The organism is Streptomyces sp. NPDC021100, from assembly GCF_044333095.1.
In the GTDB taxonomy this organism is placed as follows: domain Bacteria; phylum Actinomycetota; class Actinomycetes; order Streptomycetales; family Streptomycetaceae; genus Streptomyces.
On sequence record NZ_JBIRQH010000001.1, the window covers coordinates 614,189 to 632,436 of the forward strand.

Genomic DNA, 18,248 nt, shown 5'->3' on the forward strand with positions numbered 1-18,248 from the left:
GAGGTGCGGTGCGGACGACGCGGCGATCGCCGGCCGCTCGGTACAGGAATCGCTCACGCCCCAAGCCTAGGCCGCAACATCGCGCAGGGTAACCGGAATCATCGGCGCACGGAGGGACGAACCGGCGCGTGGCCCTAGAGTTGGGCGCATGACGGAGACGCGGGCGCTGATCGAAGAGGCTGCCAAGAAGTCGGGCCTGATCTGGGTCCAGGGCCCCACCGGGCCCAGCCGGGCCCTCTGGCACGTCTGGCACGAGGGCGCGGTCCTCGTCGTCGGCGGCCCCGGCGAACAGCCGGTGGACGACCTCGGCCTCGTCGACGGCGGCACCGCCTCGGTGACGGTCCGCAGCAAGGACAAGGGCGGCCGGCTCGTCGAATGGACCGCCACGGTCGCCGAACTCGCCCCCGGTGGCGAGGAGTGGGGGGCGGCGGTCGCCGAACTCAAGGCCAAGCGGCTGAACGCTCCCGACGCGGAGACGATCGCCGAGCGGTGGGCGCGGGAGTGCCGCGTCCTCCGGCTCGCCCCCACCGGGGCGACCGCTTCCCTCCCCGACGGATCGCTCGCGGCCGTGCCGCTGCCCACTCCCGCCACGACGCGGCGGGCGATGCCGGCGGGGTTGCCGCGGCTGCTGCGGCGGGGGCGCCGCGGCTGAGGCCCCTGCGGGGGGCTGTGCCCCGGTCCCACCCCTTCGCCGATTCCTGGGGCTGCGCCCCAGACCCCCTTGTCCTCAAACGCCGGACGGGCTGGATAGTCAGCCCGTCCGGCGTTTGAGGACAGCGCGCGCAGCGCGCTTCAAGGGGTGCGGGGCCCGCCCCCGCAAGAAACGGTGAAAGGGCGGGACCGGGGCACATCACCCCCCGGCAGGGAGCCGCTTCCCGTAGTCGAGCATCTGCCCCTTCTCCGGCACGCGCAGCGGAAACCCCTTCCCCCACTCCGCGAAGTCCACCTCACCCGCACCCCCCGCCCGCTGAAGCCGCAGCGGATACGGAGTCCCGTCGAGGGACACGTCCAGAACCCCACCCGACCCCCGCGCATCACCCGCCGTGAGCCGGATGGAGCGAGCGCCCCCCACCGTTCCGTGGTCCCCACGGAAAAGCTTGCCGTGCAGCCCCAGAAGACCATCAAGCAGCGTGTTCTTGTCGGTGAAGCCGCGCAGCCGCTGATAAGCGGGGTCGCCGGAAGGCACCTTCACGTACTTGCCGTTGAGCTTCTGGGCCGCCGTGGCGAGGTCGCCTTCGCCCTTCTTGGCGGAGGTCCCGGCGCCCGGCGCCGGGACCGGGTTCGGGCCGCCGCCCGGGCGGGCACCCGCGCCGCCGCGGGCCCAGAACGCCGCGTCCCCCTTGACGAACAGCTCGTCGCCGACGCGCAGCAGCTCGAAGGCGACGTCCCCGGAGGTGACCTTGCCGCTGCCGCCGTCCTGCTTCAGCCGGACGGCGATCCGATAGGTGCGGCCCTGGCTGACGACGCTGCCGGACAGGTGGACGGCGTCGGCGCCGCGGGCGGCCTCCCGAGCCCGTTCCTGGATCGCCGCGGCCTTGAGTTTGCCCACGCCGTTGGTGCCCGCGTCCGGGTCCTCCTTACCGCCGCAGGCCACCAGGCCCGTGGACAGCCCCACGCACAGGGCCCCCACGAGAGCCGCGTTCCGGGTTCGCACCTGCTCCTGCCTCCTGTCAGCACTGGATACGGCAGCGTACTCGCGCGCTCTTCCCCCGCGGACCGCCCCCGGTACCTCAGAGCGGCACGGCGCGGCCGGTCACGTTAGCCTGAACCGGACAGCGGCCGGGGGCGGCCGGCGGAGGAGGTGTGCGGCGTGGCGGCGAGCGTCCGCGTGTTCGTGTCGCACCTGTCCGGTGTGGCCGTATTCGACCCGAACGGCGACCGGGTCGGCCGGGTCCGCGACGTGGTGGCGATGCTCCGGGTCGGCGCCCGGCCGCCGCGCGTGCTGGGGCTGGTCGTCGAGGTCGTCAGCCGGCGCGTCATCTTCCTGCCGATGACCCGGGTGACGGGCGTGGAGTCCGGCCAGGTCGTCACCACCGGCGTCGTCAACATGCGGCGCTTCGAACAGCGTCCCACCGAGACGCTGGTCCTGGGCGAGCTGCTGGACCGCCGGGTGCGGCTCGTCGCCACCGGGGACGAGGCCACCGTCCTCGACGTGTCGATCACCCAGCTCCACGCCCGCCGCGAGTGGGAGATCGACAAGGTCTTCGTCCGCCGCGGCAAGGGCGGGGCGCTGCGCCGGAAGGGGGAGACGCTGACCGTCGAGTGGTCGGCCGTCACCGGCTTCTCCCTGGAGGAGCACGGGCAGGGCGCCGCCAGCCTGCTGGCCACCTTCGAGCAGCTGCGCCCCGCCGACCTCGCCAGCGTCCTGCACCACCTGTCCCCCAAACGGCGTGCCGAGGTGGCCGCCGCCCTCGACGACGACCGGCTCGCGGACGTCCTGGAGGAGCTGCCGGAGGACGACCAGATCGAGATCCTCGGCAAGCTCAAGGAGGAGCGCGCGGCCGACGTCCTGGAGGCGATGGACCCCGACGACGCGGCCGACCTGCTCTCCGAGCTGCCCGAGGAGGACAAGGAGCGGCTGCTCACCCTGATGCAGCCGGGGGACGCGGCGGACGTGCGCCGGCTGCTGGCGTACGAGGAGCGGACGGCGGGCGGTCTGATGACGACCGAACCGATCGTGCTGCGGCCCGACGCCACCGTCGCGGACGCCCTCGCACGGGTCCGCAACCCCGACCTCTCCCCCGCGCTCGCCGCCCAGGTGTACGTCTGCCGGCCGCCCGACGAGACACCGACCGGCAAGTACCTGGGGACCGTCCACTTCCAGCGGCTGCTGCGCGACCCGCCGTTCACGCTCGTCGGCTCGATCACCGACACGGACCTGCGGCCGCTGCCCCCGGACACCCCGCTGCCCGCCGTGACCAGCTACCTGGCGACGTACAACATGGTGGCGGCGCCGGTGGTGGACGCCGGCGGCTCGCTGCTGGGCGCGGTCACCGTGGACGACGTGCTGGACCACCTGCTGCCGGACGACTGGCGGGAGACGGAACTGCATCAAGGGGCGCTGGGTATGAGCGCGATGGAGGCGACGGACGGCCCGGGCGGAACGAACGAGTCGGGGGAGGCGAGGGATGGGCGCTGACCGGGGCCGTGACCACGGTCCGTCGCGCGAGCGGGCGAAGGAACGATCCGCCGCCGCTCCCGCTGCCCAGCGCGTCCGGCTGGACCAGCCGCAGCAGAAGCGGCGCCGCTGGCTGCCGGAGTACGACCCGGAGGCGTTCGGCCGGACCTCGGAGGAGATCGCCCGCTTCCTGGGCACCGGCCGGTTCATCGTCTGGATGACGGTCGTCATCGTGCTGTGGGTGGTGTGGAACTGCACCGCCCCCGGTCATCTGCGCTTCGACCGCTATCCGTTCATCTTCCTCACCTTGATGCTCTCCCTCCAGGCGTCCTACGCCGCCCCGCTGATCCTGCTGGCGCAGAACCGGCAGGACGACCGGGACCGCGTCAACCTGGAGCAGGACCGGGAGCAGAACGAGCGGTCCATCGCCGACACCGAGTACCTGACGCGGGAGATCGCGGCGCTGCGGATGGGGCTCGGCGAGGTGGCGACGCGGGACTGGATCCGCTCCGAGTTCCAGGACCTGATCAAGGAACTGGAACAGCGCCGGGTATTCCCGGAGGAGAGTGAGGAACGCGACCGCTGACGGCCTTACCCCGCTGTCGGTGGTCCGCCGTACCATCAGGGCATGGCTACCGAGACCCCTGTCACCGTCCCCGCCGAAGAGGCGGTGCGCGCCGCGCTCGCGACGGTGAACGACCCCGAGATCCACCGGCCCATCACCGACCTGGGCATGGTGAAATCCGTCGACATCGCGGCGGACGGCTCGGTCGCGGTGGCGGTCTACCTGACGGTGGCCGGCTGCCCGATGCGGGAGACGATCACGGAGAACGTGCGGACGGCGGTCGCGGGTGTGGCGGGCGTCACCGGTGTGACGGTCGAGCTGGACGTGATGGGCGACGAACAGCGGCGCGAGCTGGCCGCCACGCTGCGCGGCGGGGTCGCGGAGCGCGAGGTCCCGTTCGCCAAGCCCGGTTCGCTGACCCGGGTCTACGCGGTGGCGTCCGGCAAGGGGGGCGTCGGCAAGTCCTCCGTGACGGTCAACCTGGCGGCGGCGATGGCGGCCGACGGGCTGAAGGTCGGCGTCGTGGACGCGGACATCTACGGCCACTCGGTGCCGCGGATGCTGGGCGCCGAGGGCCGTCCCACCCAGGTCGAGAACATGATCATGCCGCCGTCGGCGAACGGTGTGAAGGTCATCTCCATCGGCATGTTCACACCCGGAAACGCGCCGGTCGTCTGGCGCGGGCCGATGCTGCACCGCGCGCTCCAGCAGTTCCTCGCCGACGTCTACTGGGGCGATCTCGACGTCCTCCTCCTCGACCTGCCGCCGGGCACCGGCGACATCGCCATCTCGGTCGCCCAGCTGGTGCCCAACGCGGAGATCCTGGTGGTGACGACGCCTCAGCAGGCCGCCGCCGAGGTCGCCGAGCGGGCCGGCTCCATCGCCGTGCAGACGCACCAGAAGATCGTCGGCGTGGTGGAGAACATGTCCGGGCTGCCCTGCCCGCACTGCGACGAGATGGTCGACGTCTTCGGCACCGGCGGCGGGAAGCTCGTCGCCGACGGCCTCACCCGCACCACCGGCGCCACCGTCCCCGTCCTGGGCTCGATCCCGATCGACGTCCGGCTGCGCGAGGGCGGCGACGAGGGCAAGCCCGTCGTGCTGACCGACCCCGACTCGCCGGCCGGCAGCGCGCTGCGCGCCATCGCGGGCAAGCTGGGCGGGCGGCAGCGGGGGCTGTCGGGGCTGTCGCTGGGGATCACGCCGCGCAACAAGTTCTGAGCCCGGCCCCTTCGGGGGCGGGTCGGTCGGCGGCGGCCGGGCGGGGCGAGGCCGGCAGCCCACGCGTCCGTCCGCGCCGCGCGTCAGTCCGTGTACGACGCGATGTCCTCGATGACCGCGAAGCCCATGCCATAGGCGCTCATCCCCCGCCCGTACGCGCCGATGTGCACCCCGCCGGCGCAGCCCCCGGTCCCGCAGGAGCCGCCGTCGCCGCCGTGGCCGCAGGCGTGCGGGGCGGAGCCGGCGAGGACCCAGCCGTACTCGGACTCGCGGTAGCGGAAGTCCGCGGAGACGCCGTCGACCGGCAGAGAGAGAGTGGTCCAGGGGGCCTCGTCCAGGTGGTCGGCCAGCTCCCAGGCGAGGGCCGTCTGCTGGTCGAGCCAGTTCTGCCGCAGGGCCCGCTCCATGCGGGCGGGCCAGGTGCAGGCGAGAAGGCCGGCGCCGGCGAGCCAGGCCGCCGAGGAGACGGAGGTGGCCTCCAGCACGCCCGTGCCGTCGGCGCTGCGGCGCACCGGGCGGCTGGCGACGGTCACGACGACCGAGAAGCGCTGCCCGTCGGAGAGGGTGCCGGCCTTGTCGAACCGGTCGGGTTTGGGGGAACGGCCACCCCTGCCAGGGCGGCCCGAGCGCAGTGTGGGCTCCGCACCGTGGCCCGTCGCGCCGTGCTCCACCGTGCCGTCGGCGGCCGTGCCGACCTGCAGCAGCCAGCGCCGTCCGGTGAACGTGCCGTCCAGCCCGTACCAGGGGAACGCCGCCTGGAGGTAGCCATCGAGTGGTCGCCGGTCGCCGGGTGCCCGCTCCGGCTCGTCCGGTCCCCCGGGGAGGGCCTCCCCGGCGGGCGCTCCGGCCGTCACTGCCCGACTGGTGGTCTCCATCTGCGCGGCGCCTCCTCGTTGCCCCGTCGTGCCCGGCCTGCCGTTCCGGCGAGCGCCGTCGACCCGGACAAGGGGAGGATAGCCACCCGCGTCAATGGGGCAGCGCAGGCGTGGCTCAGGTGGCGTCGGAGTCGAACGGAGGTCGCTCGCCCGGCTGGACGGGCCCCTTCTTCAGCAGATCCGGCTTCTTGACCAGGTCCGGGCCGCCGGAGGACGGCGGGCCGGCCGGCTCGGGGTCGCGGCCGTGCACCACGTCGGCCACGTCGGCCATCTCCGAGCGGAAGTCGAAGCCGTTGCGGATCTCCTTCAGCCCGAGCTCGTCCTTGTCGAGGACGTGCTTGCGGACGAAGGTGCGCGGGTTGAGGTCCTCGAACTCGAAGTCCTTGAACTCGGGACCCAGCTCGGACCGGATGTCCTCCTTGGCGCTCTCCGAGAACTGCCGCAGCTTGCGCAGGGTGCGCGACACGTCCTGGATCATCTTCGGCAGCTTGTCCGGACCGAAAATGAGCAGAGCGAGGACGACGAGCGCGATCAGCTCGGGAAGTCCTATGTCGAGCACCTGCAGCTCCTTGATGCGTGGGCGGCCCAGGGGTTCAGGCCGCCTCTCACGGTACCTGGCCCGGAGGGCACCGCGGGAGACGGCCGGGCCAACATCGGGCCAAGGGTCAGCTCGAACTGGCCGTCCCGAGGGTCATCCGGACCGTCCGCTCCTTGCCGTCGCGCTCGACGGTGAGGGTGAGGCGGTCGCCCGGACGGTGGCTGCGGATCTTGACGATGAGCTCCTGACCACTGCGGACGGGCACGTCGTCGACTTTTTTGATGACGTCGCCGGGGGCGATGCCCGCCTTCTCGGCCGGCCCGCCCGGGGTGACGGGCGTGCCGCTGCCGCCTTTGGGATTCACCCGGGCGCCCTCGCCCTGGTACTCCATGTCGAGTGACACACCTATCACCGGATGGGTGGCCCGGCCGGTGTTGATCAGCTCCTCGGCAACCCGCTTGGCCTGGTTGATCGGGATGGCGAAGCCGAGCCCTATGCTTCCGCCCTGGCCGCCCGACTCCGAGGAGCCGCCGGCCGAGCGGATGGCGCTGTTGATGCCGATGACCCGGCCGCGGGAGTCCACGAGGGGGCCGCCGGAGTTGCCCGGGTTGATCGGGGCGTCCGTCTGGAGGGCGTCGACGTAACTGACGTCACTGCCGTCCCCCTTCTTGCCGCCTGCGGTGATCGGGCGGGCCTTGGCGCTGATGATGCCCGTGGTGACGGTGCCGGCGAGGTCGAAGGGGGCGCCGATGGCGACGACCGAGTCGCCGACGTGCACGGAGTCCGAGTTGCCCAGCGGCAGCGGGGTGAGCCCGGAGACGCCCTTGACCTTGACGACGGCCAGGTCGTAGCCGCTGTCCCGGCCGATGACGGTGGCCTTGGCGGTCTGGCCGCCGTTGAACGTGACCTGTATCTCGCCGCCGTTGCCGGCCGGCTCGACGACGTGGTTGTTGGTGAGGATGTGGCCCTTGTTGTCCAGGACGAAGCCGGTGCCGGTGCCCTGGCCGCCGCTGCCGCGCACGTGCAGGGTGACGACGCCGGGCAGGGCGCGGGCCGCGATGCCCGCGATGCTTCCCGGGTCGCGGTCGGCCTTGTCGGCGGGCGCCTGGGGCAGCGTCACCCGGTGCCCCGGCCCGCCGTCCCGCTCCAGCCACGCCCCGATCCCACCACCGAGCCCACCGGCCACCAGGGCCACCACGAGCGCACCGGTGACCAGCCGGGACCGGCTGACCGGCTTCCCGGCGGCCTTCCCCTCCGGCGGCCGGCTCCCGGCCGCGCCCCCGGCCCAGGGGTCGTACTGCCAGGGCCCGGCGGGCCCTGCCGGCGCCCCGGGCCCGTACCCGGCGGGGACGGGGGCGGCACCGGCCGGGTAGCCGTAGCCGACGGGGGCGGGGACGGGCACGGGGGCGTACGGGTGCGGTGCGGCGGGGGCAGCCGGCACGGGCTGCTGCCCGGCCGCCGGCGCGACGGAAGGCCCGGCGCCGTCCGGGGTGTACGGGCGCGGGTGCCGCGCCTCCCCGCCGGCCTGCGGCCCGGCACCCGGCGCGCCCGGAACGGACGGGGGCTGGACGGCCGTCACCTGCTCGCCCGGCCCGGGCGGGCCCGCCGGCGCGGGGGCGCCCGCGTACGAGAGCCGCCCGTCGGCCGGCTCACCGCCGCCGGTGGAGTCCTGCGCGGCGGGGACGGACGGGGGCCGGGGCGCGGGCGTGGACGAGCCCCGCGCGTCGGCGTCGGCCCGCGCGTCCGCGCCCGGCACGGGCGCGGCGGGCGGCTCCAGGGCGTACGAATCCGGCGCACCGGGCGTGGTTTCGGTCACGCGGCCCTCCGGGGCGGTCGTCTGCGGGCCGTCGCCCGCCGGCGCGGAGGAGGCGGGGACGGCTGGTGCGGGCCGGGAGGGCGGTGCGGCGGCCGGGGACGGTTCCGGCGTGCCCGGCGCGGTTCCGGCCGGGCCGGTGGCCGTCGGGGCGGACGCGGCCGGCTCGGCCGGGATGCGCGGGAGGTGAGTGGTGGCGGCCGGCCGGTCGTCCCCGCCGGGCGTCGTGACGGCGGCGGGCTCGGGCCCGGACGGGTCCTCAGCGGCCGAGGCGGCGGCCGGCGCGGGCCGGTGCCGCGCGTCGGGCCCGGGCACGCCCGCGGCCCGCTCGGGCGCGGCGGGTGGCCTCAGGGCGTACGAGTCCGGCGCGTCGGGGCCAGACTCGGACGGACGGTCCGCCGGAGCGGCGGAGTCCGGGCCGTCGCCCGGCGACGCCGTGGCGGCCGGGCGGGGGCCGGGCCCGGGGGCCGCCGGAGAGTGGGAGGCGTCCTGGCTCGGGGCGGGGGCGGCCGAGGACGGCTGCGAAGCGGGCCGTGGGGGCTGCGGGACGGGCTGGGGCGCGGCGTACCCCGGGGGCACGGCGTCCTGCGGCGGGTTCGCCGAGTGGGCCGCCGGGACCGCGGTGTCCTGCGGGGCGGCCGCCGGGTGGTTCGCGGGCGGTACCGCGTCCTGCGGCGCGGCCGTCGGGTACGCCGGGGGCGTGCCGGGCGCCTGGGAGTGGCCGTCGAGGGCCGAGTACGGCCATGCGGCCGTGGCCGGGGGCGGGGTGGCGGTCGTGGGGTGCTGGACCGGAGGGGCCGGGGCCCAGGGGCCCGGGCGGCCGTAGGGGGGTGTGCCGTACGGGTCCGGGTCGTGCAGCGGCTTCCCGCCCTGCGCCGGGTGCCCGGCCGCGTCCGACGGGGAGCCGTCCCGGCCGGTCGGCGGCACCGGTGCCTTGCCCTCGTTCATCTCTGCTCCCCCCACGATGCGTCCACGAGCCGTGGCATCCAGCGGGATGCCCGGCCCACCGGCGATTCAACCAGGTGCCGATGGGCGCGGAGCAGGGTACCCAGCCTGTCAGGTGCGCATCAGCGGACGTATCAGCGTGTGCCGACCGCCTGGCGGGGCATCCGGAAGGGGACGGCGACCGGCAGGGCGGGCGGTATGACCAGCGCGGCCCGGGTGACGGACGGCCGGGCGGGCCGCCCGGTGCCCGGCGCGGGGGTGCGGCTGCCGCCCGAGCGGCTCCGGTCCGGCCGGCGGCCCTCACCGGTGCCGCCGCCGGGAGCGGACAGGGCGAGCGGGTTGAGCGGGTGGGACACTCTGGGGTTCTCCGGGCGGGCCCGCGGCGCCTCCACGGCGGTCCGCAGCGGCTCGGCACCGACCAGGGCGAACGCCGCTATCGTGACGGCCCCCGCCGCCGCGAAGGCGATCCGCCGGCCGCGCGACGGGCTCCGTCCCACCTCGTGGACGCGGAAGCCGCGGTCACGGGCCGTCAGGGCGCCCACCGGCAGGAGGGCGAAGGCGTCCGCCCGCGGGCCGAAGCCGTCGCCGCGCTCGGTGCCGCCCGGGCCGCCGGGACCGTCGTCGGTCACCGACCCCGGCCCCGCGGGGCCGTCCGGGCCCATGGCCGGCAGGCTCTGGAGCCGGGCCAGCAGCCCTTCCGAGAGCTGCGGCGGCGCCGCCTCCGCGAACACGCTCTTGAGCCGGCGCTGTGCGTCGGCCTCCGCCTTGCAGGTCCAGCAGGTGGCCAGGTGGGCGAGCACCCGCTCCCGCGCATCGTGTCCCAACTCCCCGTCGACCAGGGCCGCGAGGCGGTCGCCGAGATGAATCTCGGCGGGGGACTGACCGCCTGAACCGGTCACGCGATCCCGACCTCCCCACTCAGCCGGGCGCCGGGGGCCGCCCCGGCCAGGGCCCGCTGCTCGGCGCGGGCGGAGGGCGAGCGGTGCCGCAGCGCCTTGCGCAGATGGGAACGGCCGCGGTGGATGCGGCTGCGGACGGTGCCCAGCTTCACGCCGAGGGTCGCCGCGATCTCCTCGTAGGAGAGGCCCTCGATGTCGCAGAGGACCACCGCGGCGCGGAACTCGGGCGCCAGCGTGTCCAGCGCCTGCTGCACGTCCGCGTCGAAGTGCGTGTCGTTGAAGTGCTGCTGCGGGGAGGGCTCGCGGCTGGGGAGCCGCTCGGCCGCGTCGTCGCCCAGCGCGTCGAAGCGGATGCGCTGGCGGCGGCGGACCATGTCGAGGAACAGGTTGGTGGTGATGCGGTGCAGCCAGCCCTCGAACGTCCCCGGCGTGTACGTGGACAGCGAACGGAAGACCCGGACGAAGACCTCCTGCGTCAGGTCCTCGGCGTCGTGCTGATTCCCCGTCAGGCGGTAGGCGAGGCGGTAGACCCGTGCGCTGTGCGTGCTGACGATCTCCTCCCAGGTGGGAGGAGTCCACGCCGGCGCGTCCGCGTCGGTGGCGAACGTCGCGGTCGCGGTCTTGCGGGCGGCGGAACGGTCAGCGGTGTCGGTCACGGATTTCGGCTCCGCGGCGGACCGGCGGAAGCGCCTCAGCACTCCCCGGCGGTCACCGTTCGAAGCCGCACCTCCCCTGTCGGCTCTGGTGGTGTCCAGTGGAGCCCCTACCATATCCACCTCGCCCGTTAGCTCCGGATAAGGAATTTTGACCTGCTTTTGGGATTGGTCCGCGGTCCGGCCCCCCTCAGGGCCGACGAGCCTCCGCCCCACTCTCCCCACGCTCCCTCACACCCCGTCAACGCATGGTCCCATCTGCGGGTTCCCGACAGCAGCGGATACAGTCACCGTTGCGTCGACACATGGGGACAGGAGAGGGCCATTACCGGCAACCGGCAGACGAGCTGGGCGTTCGCCGATGCGTACGGCGTCGAGCACATCGAGGACCCGGCGCTGCTCTGGGCACGCGACCGGGCCCACGAGGCAGGGCTCCGCTCGGTGTCGTCCGGCACCGGCTCCGCGCTGCGCCTGCTGGCCGCCGCCGTGGACGCCAAGGCCGTCGCGGAGATCGGCACCGGCACCGGCGTCTCCGGCCTGCACCTCCTGCACGGCATGCGGCCGGACGGCGTCCTCACCACCGTGGACAGCGACCCCGAGTGCCAGCAGTTCGCCCGGCAGGCGTTCCGCGCGGCCGGCTTCGCCGGCAACCGCGCCCGGTTCATCCCCGGCCGCGCCCTGGAGGTGCTGCCGCGGCTGGCGGACGGCGGGTACGACCTGGTGTTCTGCGACGGTGACCGGCTGGAGTACCTTGACTACCTAGCGGAATCGTTGCGCCTGCTGCGCCCCGGCGGGGTGGTCTGCTTCGAGGGCGTCTTCGCGGACGGCCGGACGGTGGACTCGGCCGCCCAGCCGGCGGAGGTGCTGCGACTGCGCGAACTGCTGAGGGTGGTCCGGGAGTCGGCGGTGCTGCTGCCGTCGCTGCTGCCGGTGGGCGACGGGCTGCTGTGCGCGGCGCGGCGGGGCTGACAGGGCCGGGGCCCTCGGGGCGGCCGCCGGTTTCCGGCCGGCGGCGGCCGGCCGGAGCGCGGCCCTTCCGGGACGCGCCCGGAAACCGTCCGGAACATGAGAAGACCCTGCCCCGGCGGCCGGGAGTACCGGCCGCCGGGGCAGGGCAGGGAAAGTCAGCGAAAGACCCGCGGTCCGGGTGTCAGACGACGACGTTCTTCAGGGCGTCGGCAAGAGCCGCCGCCTCGTCCGGGGTCAGCTCGACGACGAGACGACCGCCGCCTTCGAGCGGAACCCGCATGACGATGCCCCGCCCCTCCTTGGTCACCTCGAGCGGGCCGTCGCCCGTCCGCGGCTTCATGGCCGCCATGCTCGTTCCCCTTCCTGAAACCAGCTCATCGTCAGCCGACGACCCCTCCGAAGGGCACGTGTCACCGGCATCGAACACATTGCTTCCAGGCCATTATCCCGCATCGCGCGACCCAATGACCAACATCGGTCGGCATCCCTTCGGCAACACGCTCCGGCAAAACCACCCAATTCGGCGATTGCCCCGTGCCTGCTCGGCAACTGCGCACCCGTACAGAGGAACGATTCTTTGTCTTCTTTGACGCAGGTCACATGCCGGCCCCCTGTGCTTCACGGCCGTCTGAGGCAAGCTGACCGCTGACCGCAGTCATTCCGAGGGAGGGACGCACCATGGCCGACACCGTGCTGTACGAGGTGGCCGACGGGCTCGCGACGATCACCGTGAACCGGCCCGACGCCATGAACGCGCTGGACACCGCCACCAAGGCGGCCCTCCGCGACGCCGTCCTGCGGGCCGCGGAGGACGACGCCGTCCGCGCCGTCCTCCTCACCGGCTCCGGCCGCGCCTTCTGCGTGGGCCAGGACCTCAAGGAGCACACCACCTCGCTGGCCGCCGACCGGGAGCACGGCACCACGCGGACCTGGGAGACGGTCAAGGAGCACTACTCCCCCATCACCCTCGCCCTCGCCGAGATGCCCAAGCCGGTCGTCGCCGGGGTGAACGGGGTCGCCGCCGGGGCCGGCGCGGGCTTCGCCTTCGCCTCCGACTACCGGATCGTCGCCGACACGGCATCCTTCAACACCGCCTTCGCCGGGGTCGCCCTCACCGGGGACTCCGGGGTCTCCTGGACCCTGCCGCGGCTGGTGGGGCACAGCCGGGCCATGGATCTGCTCCTCTTCCCGCGGAACGTGTCCGCCGCGGAGGCGCTCGATCTTGGGATCGCGCACAAGGTCGTGCCCGCTGCCGAGTTGCTCGGCGAGGCGACGGCCGTCGCCCGGCGGCTCGCGGAGGGGCCGACTCTGACGTTCGCCGCGATCAAGCAGGCGTTGGCGTTCGGGGCGGATCACTCGCTCGCCGAGACGTTGGCGGTGGAGGAGGTCCTCCAGACCCGGGTGGGTGGGTCGGAGGATCACCGGGCCGCGGTGGAGGCGTTCTTGCGGAAGGAGCGGCCGCGGTTCGTCGGCCGGTGAGGTTTGCCCCGGTCCCACCCTTTCGCCGTTTCCTGGGGCTGCGCCCCAGACCCCCTTTTCGCGGCTCCGCCGCTCGTCCTCAAACGCCGGACGGGCTGAATATCAGCCCGTCCGGCGTTTGAGGACAACCGCGCGGAGCGCGGTTTCGGGGGTGCGGGGGCAACCCCCCTCACCCCCGCACGTGGCACCCCGCCAAGTGATCGTTCACCACCCCACACGCCTGCATCAGCGCATAAGCCGTCGTCGGCCCCACAAACCGGAAACCCCGCCTCTTCAGCTCCTTCGACAGCGCCGTCGACTCCGGCGTCAGCGGTGGCACGTCCGCCGCCGTGCGCGGCACCGGGCGGGCCCCGGCGGCCGGGGCGAAGGACCAGACCAGTGAGGTGAGCTCGCCGGGGGCCCACTCCGCGGCCACCTTCGCGTTCGCCAGCGCCGCGCTGATCTTGGCGCGGTTGCGGATGATCCCCGGGTCGGCGAGCAGCCGCTCCTCGTCCGCCTCCGTGAAGGCCGCGACCTTGGCGATGGAGAAGCCGGCGAAGGCGGCGCGGAAGCCCTCGCGGCGGCGGAGGATCGTCAGCCAGGAGAGGCCGGACTGGAACGCTTCCAGGCATATCCGTTCGAACAGGGCGTCGTCCCCGCGAACTGGAACACCCCATTCCGTGTCGTGGTAGCGGCGGTAGTCCTCCCGGGACGCGTCCTCCAGCCCCCACGGGCACCGCGCCAGGCCGTCCGGCCCGATCACCACTCCGTCGGTCACCGCTGCTCCCCCTCGTCGTTCCCGGTCTTCGTCCGGCCCTCCACCGCGTCCGTGACCGCGCCCCGCGCCTCCGCGCGGGCCCCCGCCAGGGCCGCCTCCAGTTCGGCGATGCGCGCGTCCCGCTCGGCCAGTTCGGCGGCGAGGCGGTCCAGGACGTCGTCGGTGTCGGTCATGCGGTAGCCGCGTACGGCCACCGGGAGCCGCAGGCCGTCGACGTCCGCGCGGGCCAGCGGCCGGTCCGGGGGCAGCGACCAGGCCGTGCGGTCCGGCTCCGCCTCGGGCAGTACGCCGTCGCGGCCGCTCAGCACGGCGAGCGTGACCGCGGCGACCACCACGACCAGCGCGATGAGCAAGAACCAGAACACGAGCGTCTCCCCGGGATGCCGGCGGACGGATTCCACCGGTCGATCCGTCCTCCCCGATCGTGCCATGTCCCTCAGGGCCCCACTGACAGTTAAGGTCGCTCACGGACCACGACAAGGGAGTGCGGGAAGAATGCTGCGGCTGGGACGACGCGAGTTCGGGCCCCACGAGCCGGTGATCATGGCGATCGTCAACCGGACGCCGGACTCGTTCTACGACCGGGGGGCCACCTTCCAGGACGAGCCCGCGCTGGCCCGGGTCGAGCAGGCGGTGGCCGAGGGCGCCGCGATCATCGACATCGGCGGGGTGAAGGCCGGTCCCGGCGAGGAGGTGACGGCCGAGGAGGAGGCCCGGCGGACCGTCGGCTTCGTCGCCGAGGTGCGCCGCCGCCACCCGGACGTCGTGATCAGCGTGGACACCTGGCGGCACGAGGTCGGCGAGGCGGTCTGCGCGGCCGGCGCGGACCTGCTGAACGACGCGTGGGGCGGGTTCGACCCCCGGCTGGCCGAGGTCGCCGCCCGGCACGGCGCCGGACTGGTCTGCACCCACGCGGGCGGCGTCGCGCCGCGCACCCGGCCGCACCGGACCGCGTACGAGGACGTGATGGCGGACATCCTGCGGGTCACCGTGGGACTGGCCGAACGGGCCGTCGCGCTCGGCGTGCGGCGCGACGGGATCATGATCGACCCCGGGCACGACTTCGGGAAGAACACCCGGCACTCGCTGGAGGCCACCCGGCGGCTCGGCGAGATGGCGGAGACCGGCTGGCCGGTGCTGGTCTCGCTGTCCAACAAGGACTTCGTGGGCGAGACCCTGGACCGCCCGGTCAAGGAGCGGCTCCTGGGGACGCTGGCCACGACCGCGGTGTCGGCCTGGCTGGGCGCCCGGGTGTACCGGGTGCACGAGGTGGCCGAGACCCGGCAGGTGCTGGACATGGTGGCGTCCATCGCCGGCCACCGGGAGCCGGCGGTCGCCCGGCGCGGACTGGCGTAGCCGGGGGCGCCAAGGGCGGGGGCGCGGGAAGTGCGGCGCGCCCCCTTCCTCATGCCCCTACGCCCCCGCCTCCTTCGTCACCAGCGCGATGGCCTCCTCCACGTCGTCCGTCACATGGAACAGCTGGAGGTCCTGCGCCCCCACCTTGCCCTCCGCCACCAGCGTGTCCTCGATCCAGCGCACCAGCCCGCCCCAGTACTCCACACCGAAGAGGACGATCGGGAACCGCGTCACCTTCTTCGTCTGCACCAGGGTGAGCGCCTCGAACAGCTCGTCCAGCGTCCCCAGGCCGCCCGGCAGCACCACGAAGCCGCTCGCGTACTTCACGAACATCGTCTTGCGGACGAAGAAGTAGCGGAAGTCGACCCCCAGGTTCACATAGGGGTTGATGCCCTGTTCGAAGGGCAGCTCGATGCCGAGGCCGACGGAGACGCCGCCCGCCTCCATCGCGCCCTTGTTCGCCGCCTCCATCGCGCCGGGCCCGCCGCCGGTGATCACGGCGAAGCCGGCCTCGACCAGGCCCCGGCCGATCGCGGTCGCGGCCTCGTACTCCGGCGAGTCCCGCCGGGTCCGGGCGGAACCGAACACACTGATCGCCGGGGGCAGTTCGGCGAGGGCGCCGAAGCCCTCGACGAACTCGGACTGGATGCGCAGTACCCGGAACGGGTCCTCGTGCACCCAGTCCGCCGTCCCCCGGGTGTCCAGCAGATGCTGGTCCGTGGTGCCCTGCTGCATCTGCCCATGGCGTCGCAGCACCGGCCCCCGGCGCTGCTCCCGCCGCGTGCGCGCCCCGTCGGAATTGACCATTCCGTACTCCCTCCGCTGCCGTTGGTGCAGTTCAGCGTAGGCCCAACGGGCGAAAACGGGGGTCCCCGGGCGGTGTGGGATCAGGCCGTCAGCCAGGCCCGCAGCCGCTCTTCGCACTGGTGGATCCGTGCCGTGACCACATGTTCGTCGCGCTTGTGCGCGTACAGCGGGTCTCCGGGCCCGTAGTTGACGGCGGGCACCCCGAGGGCGGAGAAGCGGGCCACGTCGGTCCAGCCGAACTTGGGCCGCGCGGTGCCGCCGACGGCTGCCATGAAGGCCGCCGCGGCCGGGTGCGAGAGGCCGGGGAGGGCGCCGCCGGAGTGGTCGTCGACGGTCATCTCCGTGACGCCGCAGCCCTCGAACACCTCGCGGACGTGGGCCAGCGCGTCCTCCGCCGAGCGGTCCGGCGCGTAGCGGAAGTTCACCGTCAGGGTGCACTCGTCGGGGATCACGTTGTTGGCCACCCCGCCGCCGACGCGGACGGCGTTGAGGCCCTCGTGGTACTGGAGGCCGTCGATGACGGGCCGGCGCGGCTCGTAGGCGGCCAGCCGGGCGAGGGCCGGCGCGACGGCGTGGATCGCGTTGGAGCCCATCCAGCTCCGGGCGGAGTGGGCGCGTTCGCCCTCGAAGCGGAGGATCACCCGCAGGGTGCCCTGGCAGCCGCCCTCCACCTCGGCATCGGAGGGTTCGAGGAGGATCGCGAAGTCGCCCGCCAGCCAGTCGGGGTGGGCCTCCGCGACGTGCCCTAGGCCGTTGAGGTGGGCGGAGACCTCCTCGTTGTCGTAGAAGACGAAGGTCAGGTCGCGGTTGGGCGCGGGGACGGTCGCGGCGACGCGGAGCTGGACCGCGACGCCGGCCTTCATGTCGCTGGTGCCGCAGCCCCAGAGCACGCCGTTGTCGTCGAGCCGCGAGGGGACGTTGTCGGCGATGGGCACGGTGTCGATGTGCCCGGCGAGGACGACGCGTTCGGCACGGCCGAGGTGGGTGCGGGCGACGACGTTGTTGCCGTGCCGGTCCACCGTCAGGTGCGGGAGCTCGCTCAGGGCCCGCTCGATGGCGTCGGCGAGCGGCCCCTCCGTACCGCTGACCGACGGGAAGTCGACGAGGCGCGCGGTGAGCGCGGCGGCGTCGAGGGACAGGTCGAGTGCGGCGGCATGGTCCATGCAGGCGACTCTAACCCGGAGCCGCGGGGACCGGCCCGGTCCGGGCGGCCCGCCCGTCCGGGACCCGCCACCACCGGAATCGTCCCCTCCGTCCGCGGCCCGCCCGCGCTGACACCGCGTCCGGACGAAGCGGCCCGCCACCCGCCCCGTCAAGTAACGTGGGCCGCATGCCCCCGATCTTCGCTGTCCGCCGCGGCCGACTGCTGCGCGTCGGGGCCGCCTGCGGAGTCCTGCTGGCGCTGGCCGGATACCTGGTGGCGCACTATCTGACGGCCGGCCCGGGCGCCCCGCGCTGCACCGTGTTCGTGGACGGGGAGTCGTACTCGCTCGATCCCGAGCAGGCGGGGAACGCCTCGGCCATCGCCGCCGTGGGGACGTCGCGCGGACTGCCGGAGCGGGCCGTGACGATCGCCCTGGCCACCGCGATGCAGGAGTCGGGGCTGCGCAACATCCACCACGGCGACCGGGATTCGCAGGGTTTGTTCCAGCAGCGGCCGACGCAGGGCTGGGGCACGGCCCGTCAGATCACCGATCCGGTGTACGCGTCGGGCTCGTTCTACGAGCACCTCGTCCAGGTGCCGGGCTACTCGCGGCTGCCGCTGACGGTGGCGGCGCAGAAGGTGCAGCGCAGCGGGTTCCCGCAGGCGTACGCGAAGCACGAGCCGGGGGCGTCGCTGCTGGCCGCGGCGCTGACCGGGCGGGCCCCGGCCGCGTTCAGCTGCGCGACCAGCCCCAGCGACGGGAAGCCGGGCGACCCGGCGGCGCTGCGGGCGAAGCTGCGGCGGGACTTCGGCGCGGAGGTGCTGCCGGCCGCGGAGACCGCCGGGCGGCAGGGCGCCGCGGCGTCCCGGACGGTGACCGTCCCGGCCCGCCCGGTGCGGACGGCGGCGACGGACGACGGACCGCGGCGGCGCGGCTGGGAGCTGGCGTCCTGGGCGGTGGCGAACGCGGCCGAGCTGCGCGTCACCCGGGTGGCGTTCGACGGCCGGGTGTGGACCGCCGAGGAGTCCCGGGCCGGCTGGCGTACGGAGACGGGCCGCGCCGGCGAGGGCACGGCGGCCGTCCGGATCACCACCGCCCAGTAGACCGC

General features: G+C 74.2%; 19 protein-coding genes. 8 read left to right on the top strand and 11 right to left on the bottom strand.

The features are described from left to right. Window positions 1–148 precede the first annotated feature (148 nt). Window positions 149–652 carry a hypothetical protein gene (locus tag ACH4PU_RS02815; protein ID WP_398264841.1) on the top strand — a complete coding sequence of 168 codons (504 nt, stop codon included), beginning with the start codon at window positions 149–151 and terminating at the stop codon, window positions 650–652. Window positions 653–850: 198 nt separating this feature from the next. Here ACH4PU_RS02815 and ACH4PU_RS02820 read toward each other — a convergent pair whose 3' ends face one another. Further along, complete coding sequence (locus tag ACH4PU_RS02820; RefSeq protein WP_398264843.1) at window positions 851–1,654, bottom strand: hypothetical protein; 804 nt, start codon at window positions 1,652–1,654, stop codon at window positions 851–853. A 156-nt stretch (window positions 1,655–1,810) separates the two neighbouring features. Here ACH4PU_RS02820 and ACH4PU_RS02825 point away from each other — a divergent pair, with 156 nt between their 5' ends. Genes ACH4PU_RS02825 through ACH4PU_RS02835 form a run of 3 tightly spaced genes read left to right on the top strand, consistent with a single transcriptional unit; the run spans window position 1,811 to window position 4,904 of the window. Next, complete coding sequence (locus tag ACH4PU_RS02825; RefSeq protein WP_398264845.1) at window positions 1,811–3,139, top strand: magnesium transporter MgtE N-terminal domain-containing protein; 1,329 nt, start codon at window positions 1,811–1,813, stop codon at window positions 3,137–3,139. Next, on the top strand, window positions 3,129–3,704 hold the full coding sequence (locus tag ACH4PU_RS02830; protein ID WP_398264847.1) for a DUF1003 domain-containing protein: 576 nt from the start codon (window positions 3,129–3,131) through the stop codon (window positions 3,702–3,704). Before ACH4PU_RS02825 ends, ACH4PU_RS02830 begins: the two co-directional genes overlap by 11 nt. A 42-nt stretch (window positions 3,705–3,746) precedes the next feature. Then, window positions 3,747–4,904 carry an Mrp/NBP35 family ATP-binding protein gene (locus ACH4PU_RS02835; RefSeq protein ID WP_398264849.1) on the top strand — a complete coding sequence of 386 codons (1,158 nt, stop codon included), beginning with the start codon at window positions 3,747–3,749 and terminating at the stop codon, window positions 4,902–4,904. An 83-nt stretch (window positions 4,905–4,987) separates the two neighbouring features. Here the strand turns inward: ACH4PU_RS02835 and ACH4PU_RS02840 are convergent, their stop codons facing one another. The 5 genes from ACH4PU_RS02840 to sigE form a co-directional block, all read right to left on the bottom strand. Further along, window positions 4,988–5,779 (bottom strand): hypothetical protein, encoded by a 792-nt coding sequence (locus ACH4PU_RS02840; protein WP_398264851.1) that lies wholly within the window; start codon window positions 5,777–5,779, stop codon window positions 4,988–4,990. Window positions 5,780–5,894: 115 nt separating this feature from the next. Next, window positions 5,895–6,338 carry a sec-independent translocase gene (locus ACH4PU_RS02845; protein WP_398264854.1) on the bottom strand — a complete coding sequence of 148 codons (444 nt, stop codon included), beginning with the start codon at window positions 6,336–6,338 and terminating at the stop codon, window positions 5,895–5,897. A gap of 106 nt (window positions 6,339–6,444) precedes the next feature. Beyond that, on the bottom strand, window positions 6,445–8,133 hold the full coding sequence (locus ACH4PU_RS02850; protein ID WP_398265359.1) for a trypsin-like peptidase domain-containing protein: 1,689 nt from the start codon (window positions 8,131–8,133) through the stop codon (window positions 6,445–6,447). 1,076 nt (window positions 8,134–9,209) lie between these two features. Then, on the bottom strand, window positions 9,210–9,974 hold the full coding sequence (locus ACH4PU_RS02855) for a zf-HC2 domain-containing protein (protein ID WP_398264856.1): 765 nt from the start codon (window positions 9,972–9,974) through the stop codon (window positions 9,210–9,212). Next, window positions 9,971–10,744: an RNA polymerase sigma factor SigE gene (gene sigE / locus ACH4PU_RS02860; protein ID WP_078588176.1), complete on the bottom strand. Its 774-nt coding sequence runs from the start codon at window positions 10,742–10,744 to the stop codon at window positions 9,971–9,973. The genes ACH4PU_RS02855 and sigE overlap by 4 nt, the downstream gene beginning before the upstream one ends. A 141-nt stretch (window positions 10,745–10,885) precedes the next feature. Here sigE and ACH4PU_RS02865 point away from each other — a divergent pair, with 141 nt between their 5' ends. Next, window positions 10,886–11,596, top strand: a complete 711-nt coding sequence (locus ACH4PU_RS02865; RefSeq protein ID WP_078588175.1) for an O-methyltransferase — start codon at window positions 10,886–10,888, stop codon at window positions 11,594–11,596. Window positions 11,597–11,777: 181 nt separating this feature from the next. On the opposite strand, the gene ACH4PU_RS02870 is transcribed toward ACH4PU_RS02865, so the two are convergent. Next, a complete protein-coding gene (locus tag ACH4PU_RS02870; protein ID WP_004950282.1) occupies window positions 11,778–11,945 on the bottom strand; it encodes a DUF3117 domain-containing protein in 168 nt (55 codons plus the stop codon). Between the two features lie 329 nt (window positions 11,946–12,274). Here ACH4PU_RS02870 and ACH4PU_RS02875 point away from each other — a divergent pair, with 329 nt between their 5' ends. Next, entirely contained in the window at window positions 12,275–13,075 is an 801-nt protein-coding gene (locus ACH4PU_RS02875) for an enoyl-CoA hydratase-related protein (RefSeq protein WP_398264858.1), read from the top strand. Between the two features lie 169 nt (window positions 13,076–13,244). Here the strand turns inward: ACH4PU_RS02875 and ACH4PU_RS02880 are convergent, their stop codons facing one another. Then, on the bottom strand, window positions 13,245–13,832 hold the full coding sequence (locus ACH4PU_RS02880; RefSeq protein ID WP_398264860.1) for a DNA-3-methyladenine glycosylase I: 588 nt from the start codon (window positions 13,830–13,832) through the stop codon (window positions 13,245–13,247). Further along, on the bottom strand, window positions 13,829–14,197 hold the full coding sequence (locus ACH4PU_RS02885; protein WP_398264862.1) for a hypothetical protein: 369 nt from the start codon (window positions 14,195–14,197) through the stop codon (window positions 13,829–13,831). The genes ACH4PU_RS02880 and ACH4PU_RS02885 overlap by 4 nt, the downstream gene beginning before the upstream one ends. Window positions 14,198–14,327: 130 nt before the next feature. On the opposite strand from ACH4PU_RS02885, the gene folP reads away from it, so the two are divergent. Further along, on the top strand, window positions 14,328–15,188 hold the full coding sequence (folP, locus tag ACH4PU_RS02890) for a dihydropteroate synthase (protein ID WP_398264864.1): 861 nt from the start codon (window positions 14,328–14,330) through the stop codon (window positions 15,186–15,188). 57 nt (window positions 15,189–15,245) lie between these two features. Here the strand turns inward: folP and ACH4PU_RS02895 are convergent, their stop codons facing one another. Further along, the gene (locus tag ACH4PU_RS02895; protein ID WP_398264866.1) at window positions 15,246–15,995 is read right to left on the bottom strand and encodes a TIGR00730 family Rossman fold protein; all 750 of its coding nucleotides are present in this window, start codon (window positions 15,993–15,995) and stop codon (window positions 15,246–15,248) included. A gap of 80 nt (window positions 15,996–16,075) precedes the next feature. Further along, window positions 16,076–17,158 carry a succinyl-diaminopimelate desuccinylase gene (gene dapE / locus ACH4PU_RS02900; RefSeq protein ID WP_398264868.1) on the bottom strand — a complete coding sequence of 361 codons (1,083 nt, stop codon included), beginning with the start codon at window positions 17,156–17,158 and terminating at the stop codon, window positions 16,076–16,078. Between the two features lie 167 nt (window positions 17,159–17,325). Here dapE and ACH4PU_RS02905 point away from each other — a divergent pair, with 167 nt between their 5' ends. Further along, the gene (locus ACH4PU_RS02905) at window positions 17,326–18,243 is read left to right on the top strand and encodes a hypothetical protein (protein WP_398264870.1); all 918 of its coding nucleotides are present in this window, start codon (window positions 17,326–17,328) and stop codon (window positions 18,241–18,243) included. The last annotated feature ends 5 nt before the right edge of the window (window positions 18,244–18,248 follow it).

Coding starts and splice junctions, on each gene's coding strand:
- ACH4PU_RS02895 (WP_398264866.1), bottom strand. CDS start 15,995: ATGGTCAATTCCGACGGGGCGCGCACGCGGCGGGAGCAGCGCCGGGGG.
- ACH4PU_RS02815 (WP_398264841.1), top strand. CDS start 149: ATGACGGAGACGCGGGCGCTGATCGAAGAGGCTGCCAAGAAGTCGGGC.
- dapE (WP_398264868.1), bottom strand. CDS start 17,158: ATGGACCATGCCGCCGCACTCGACCTGTCCCTCGACGCCGCCGCGCTC.
- sigE (WP_078588176.1), bottom strand. CDS start 10,744: ATGGTAGGGGCTCCACTGGACACCACCAGAGCCGACAGGGGAGGTGCG.
- ACH4PU_RS02875 (WP_398264858.1), top strand. CDS start 12,275: ATGGCCGACACCGTGCTGTACGAGGTGGCCGACGGGCTCGCGACGATC.
- ACH4PU_RS02905 (WP_398264870.1), top strand. CDS start 17,326: ATGCCCCCGATCTTCGCTGTCCGCCGCGGCCGACTGCTGCGCGTCGGG.
- ACH4PU_RS02840 (WP_398264851.1), bottom strand. CDS start 5,779: ATGGAGACCACCAGTCGGGCAGTGACGGCCGGAGCGCCCGCCGGGGAG.
- folP (WP_398264864.1), top strand. CDS start 14,328: ATGCTGCGGCTGGGACGACGCGAGTTCGGGCCCCACGAGCCGGTGATC.
- ACH4PU_RS02835 (WP_398264849.1), top strand. CDS start 3,747: ATGGCTACCGAGACCCCTGTCACCGTCCCCGCCGAAGAGGCGGTGCGC.
- ACH4PU_RS02870 (WP_004950282.1), bottom strand. CDS start 11,945: ATGGCGGCCATGAAGCCGCGGACGGGCGACGGCCCGCTCGAGGTGACC.
- ACH4PU_RS02830 (WP_398264847.1), top strand. CDS start 3,129: ATGGGCGCTGACCGGGGCCGTGACCACGGTCCGTCGCGCGAGCGGGCG.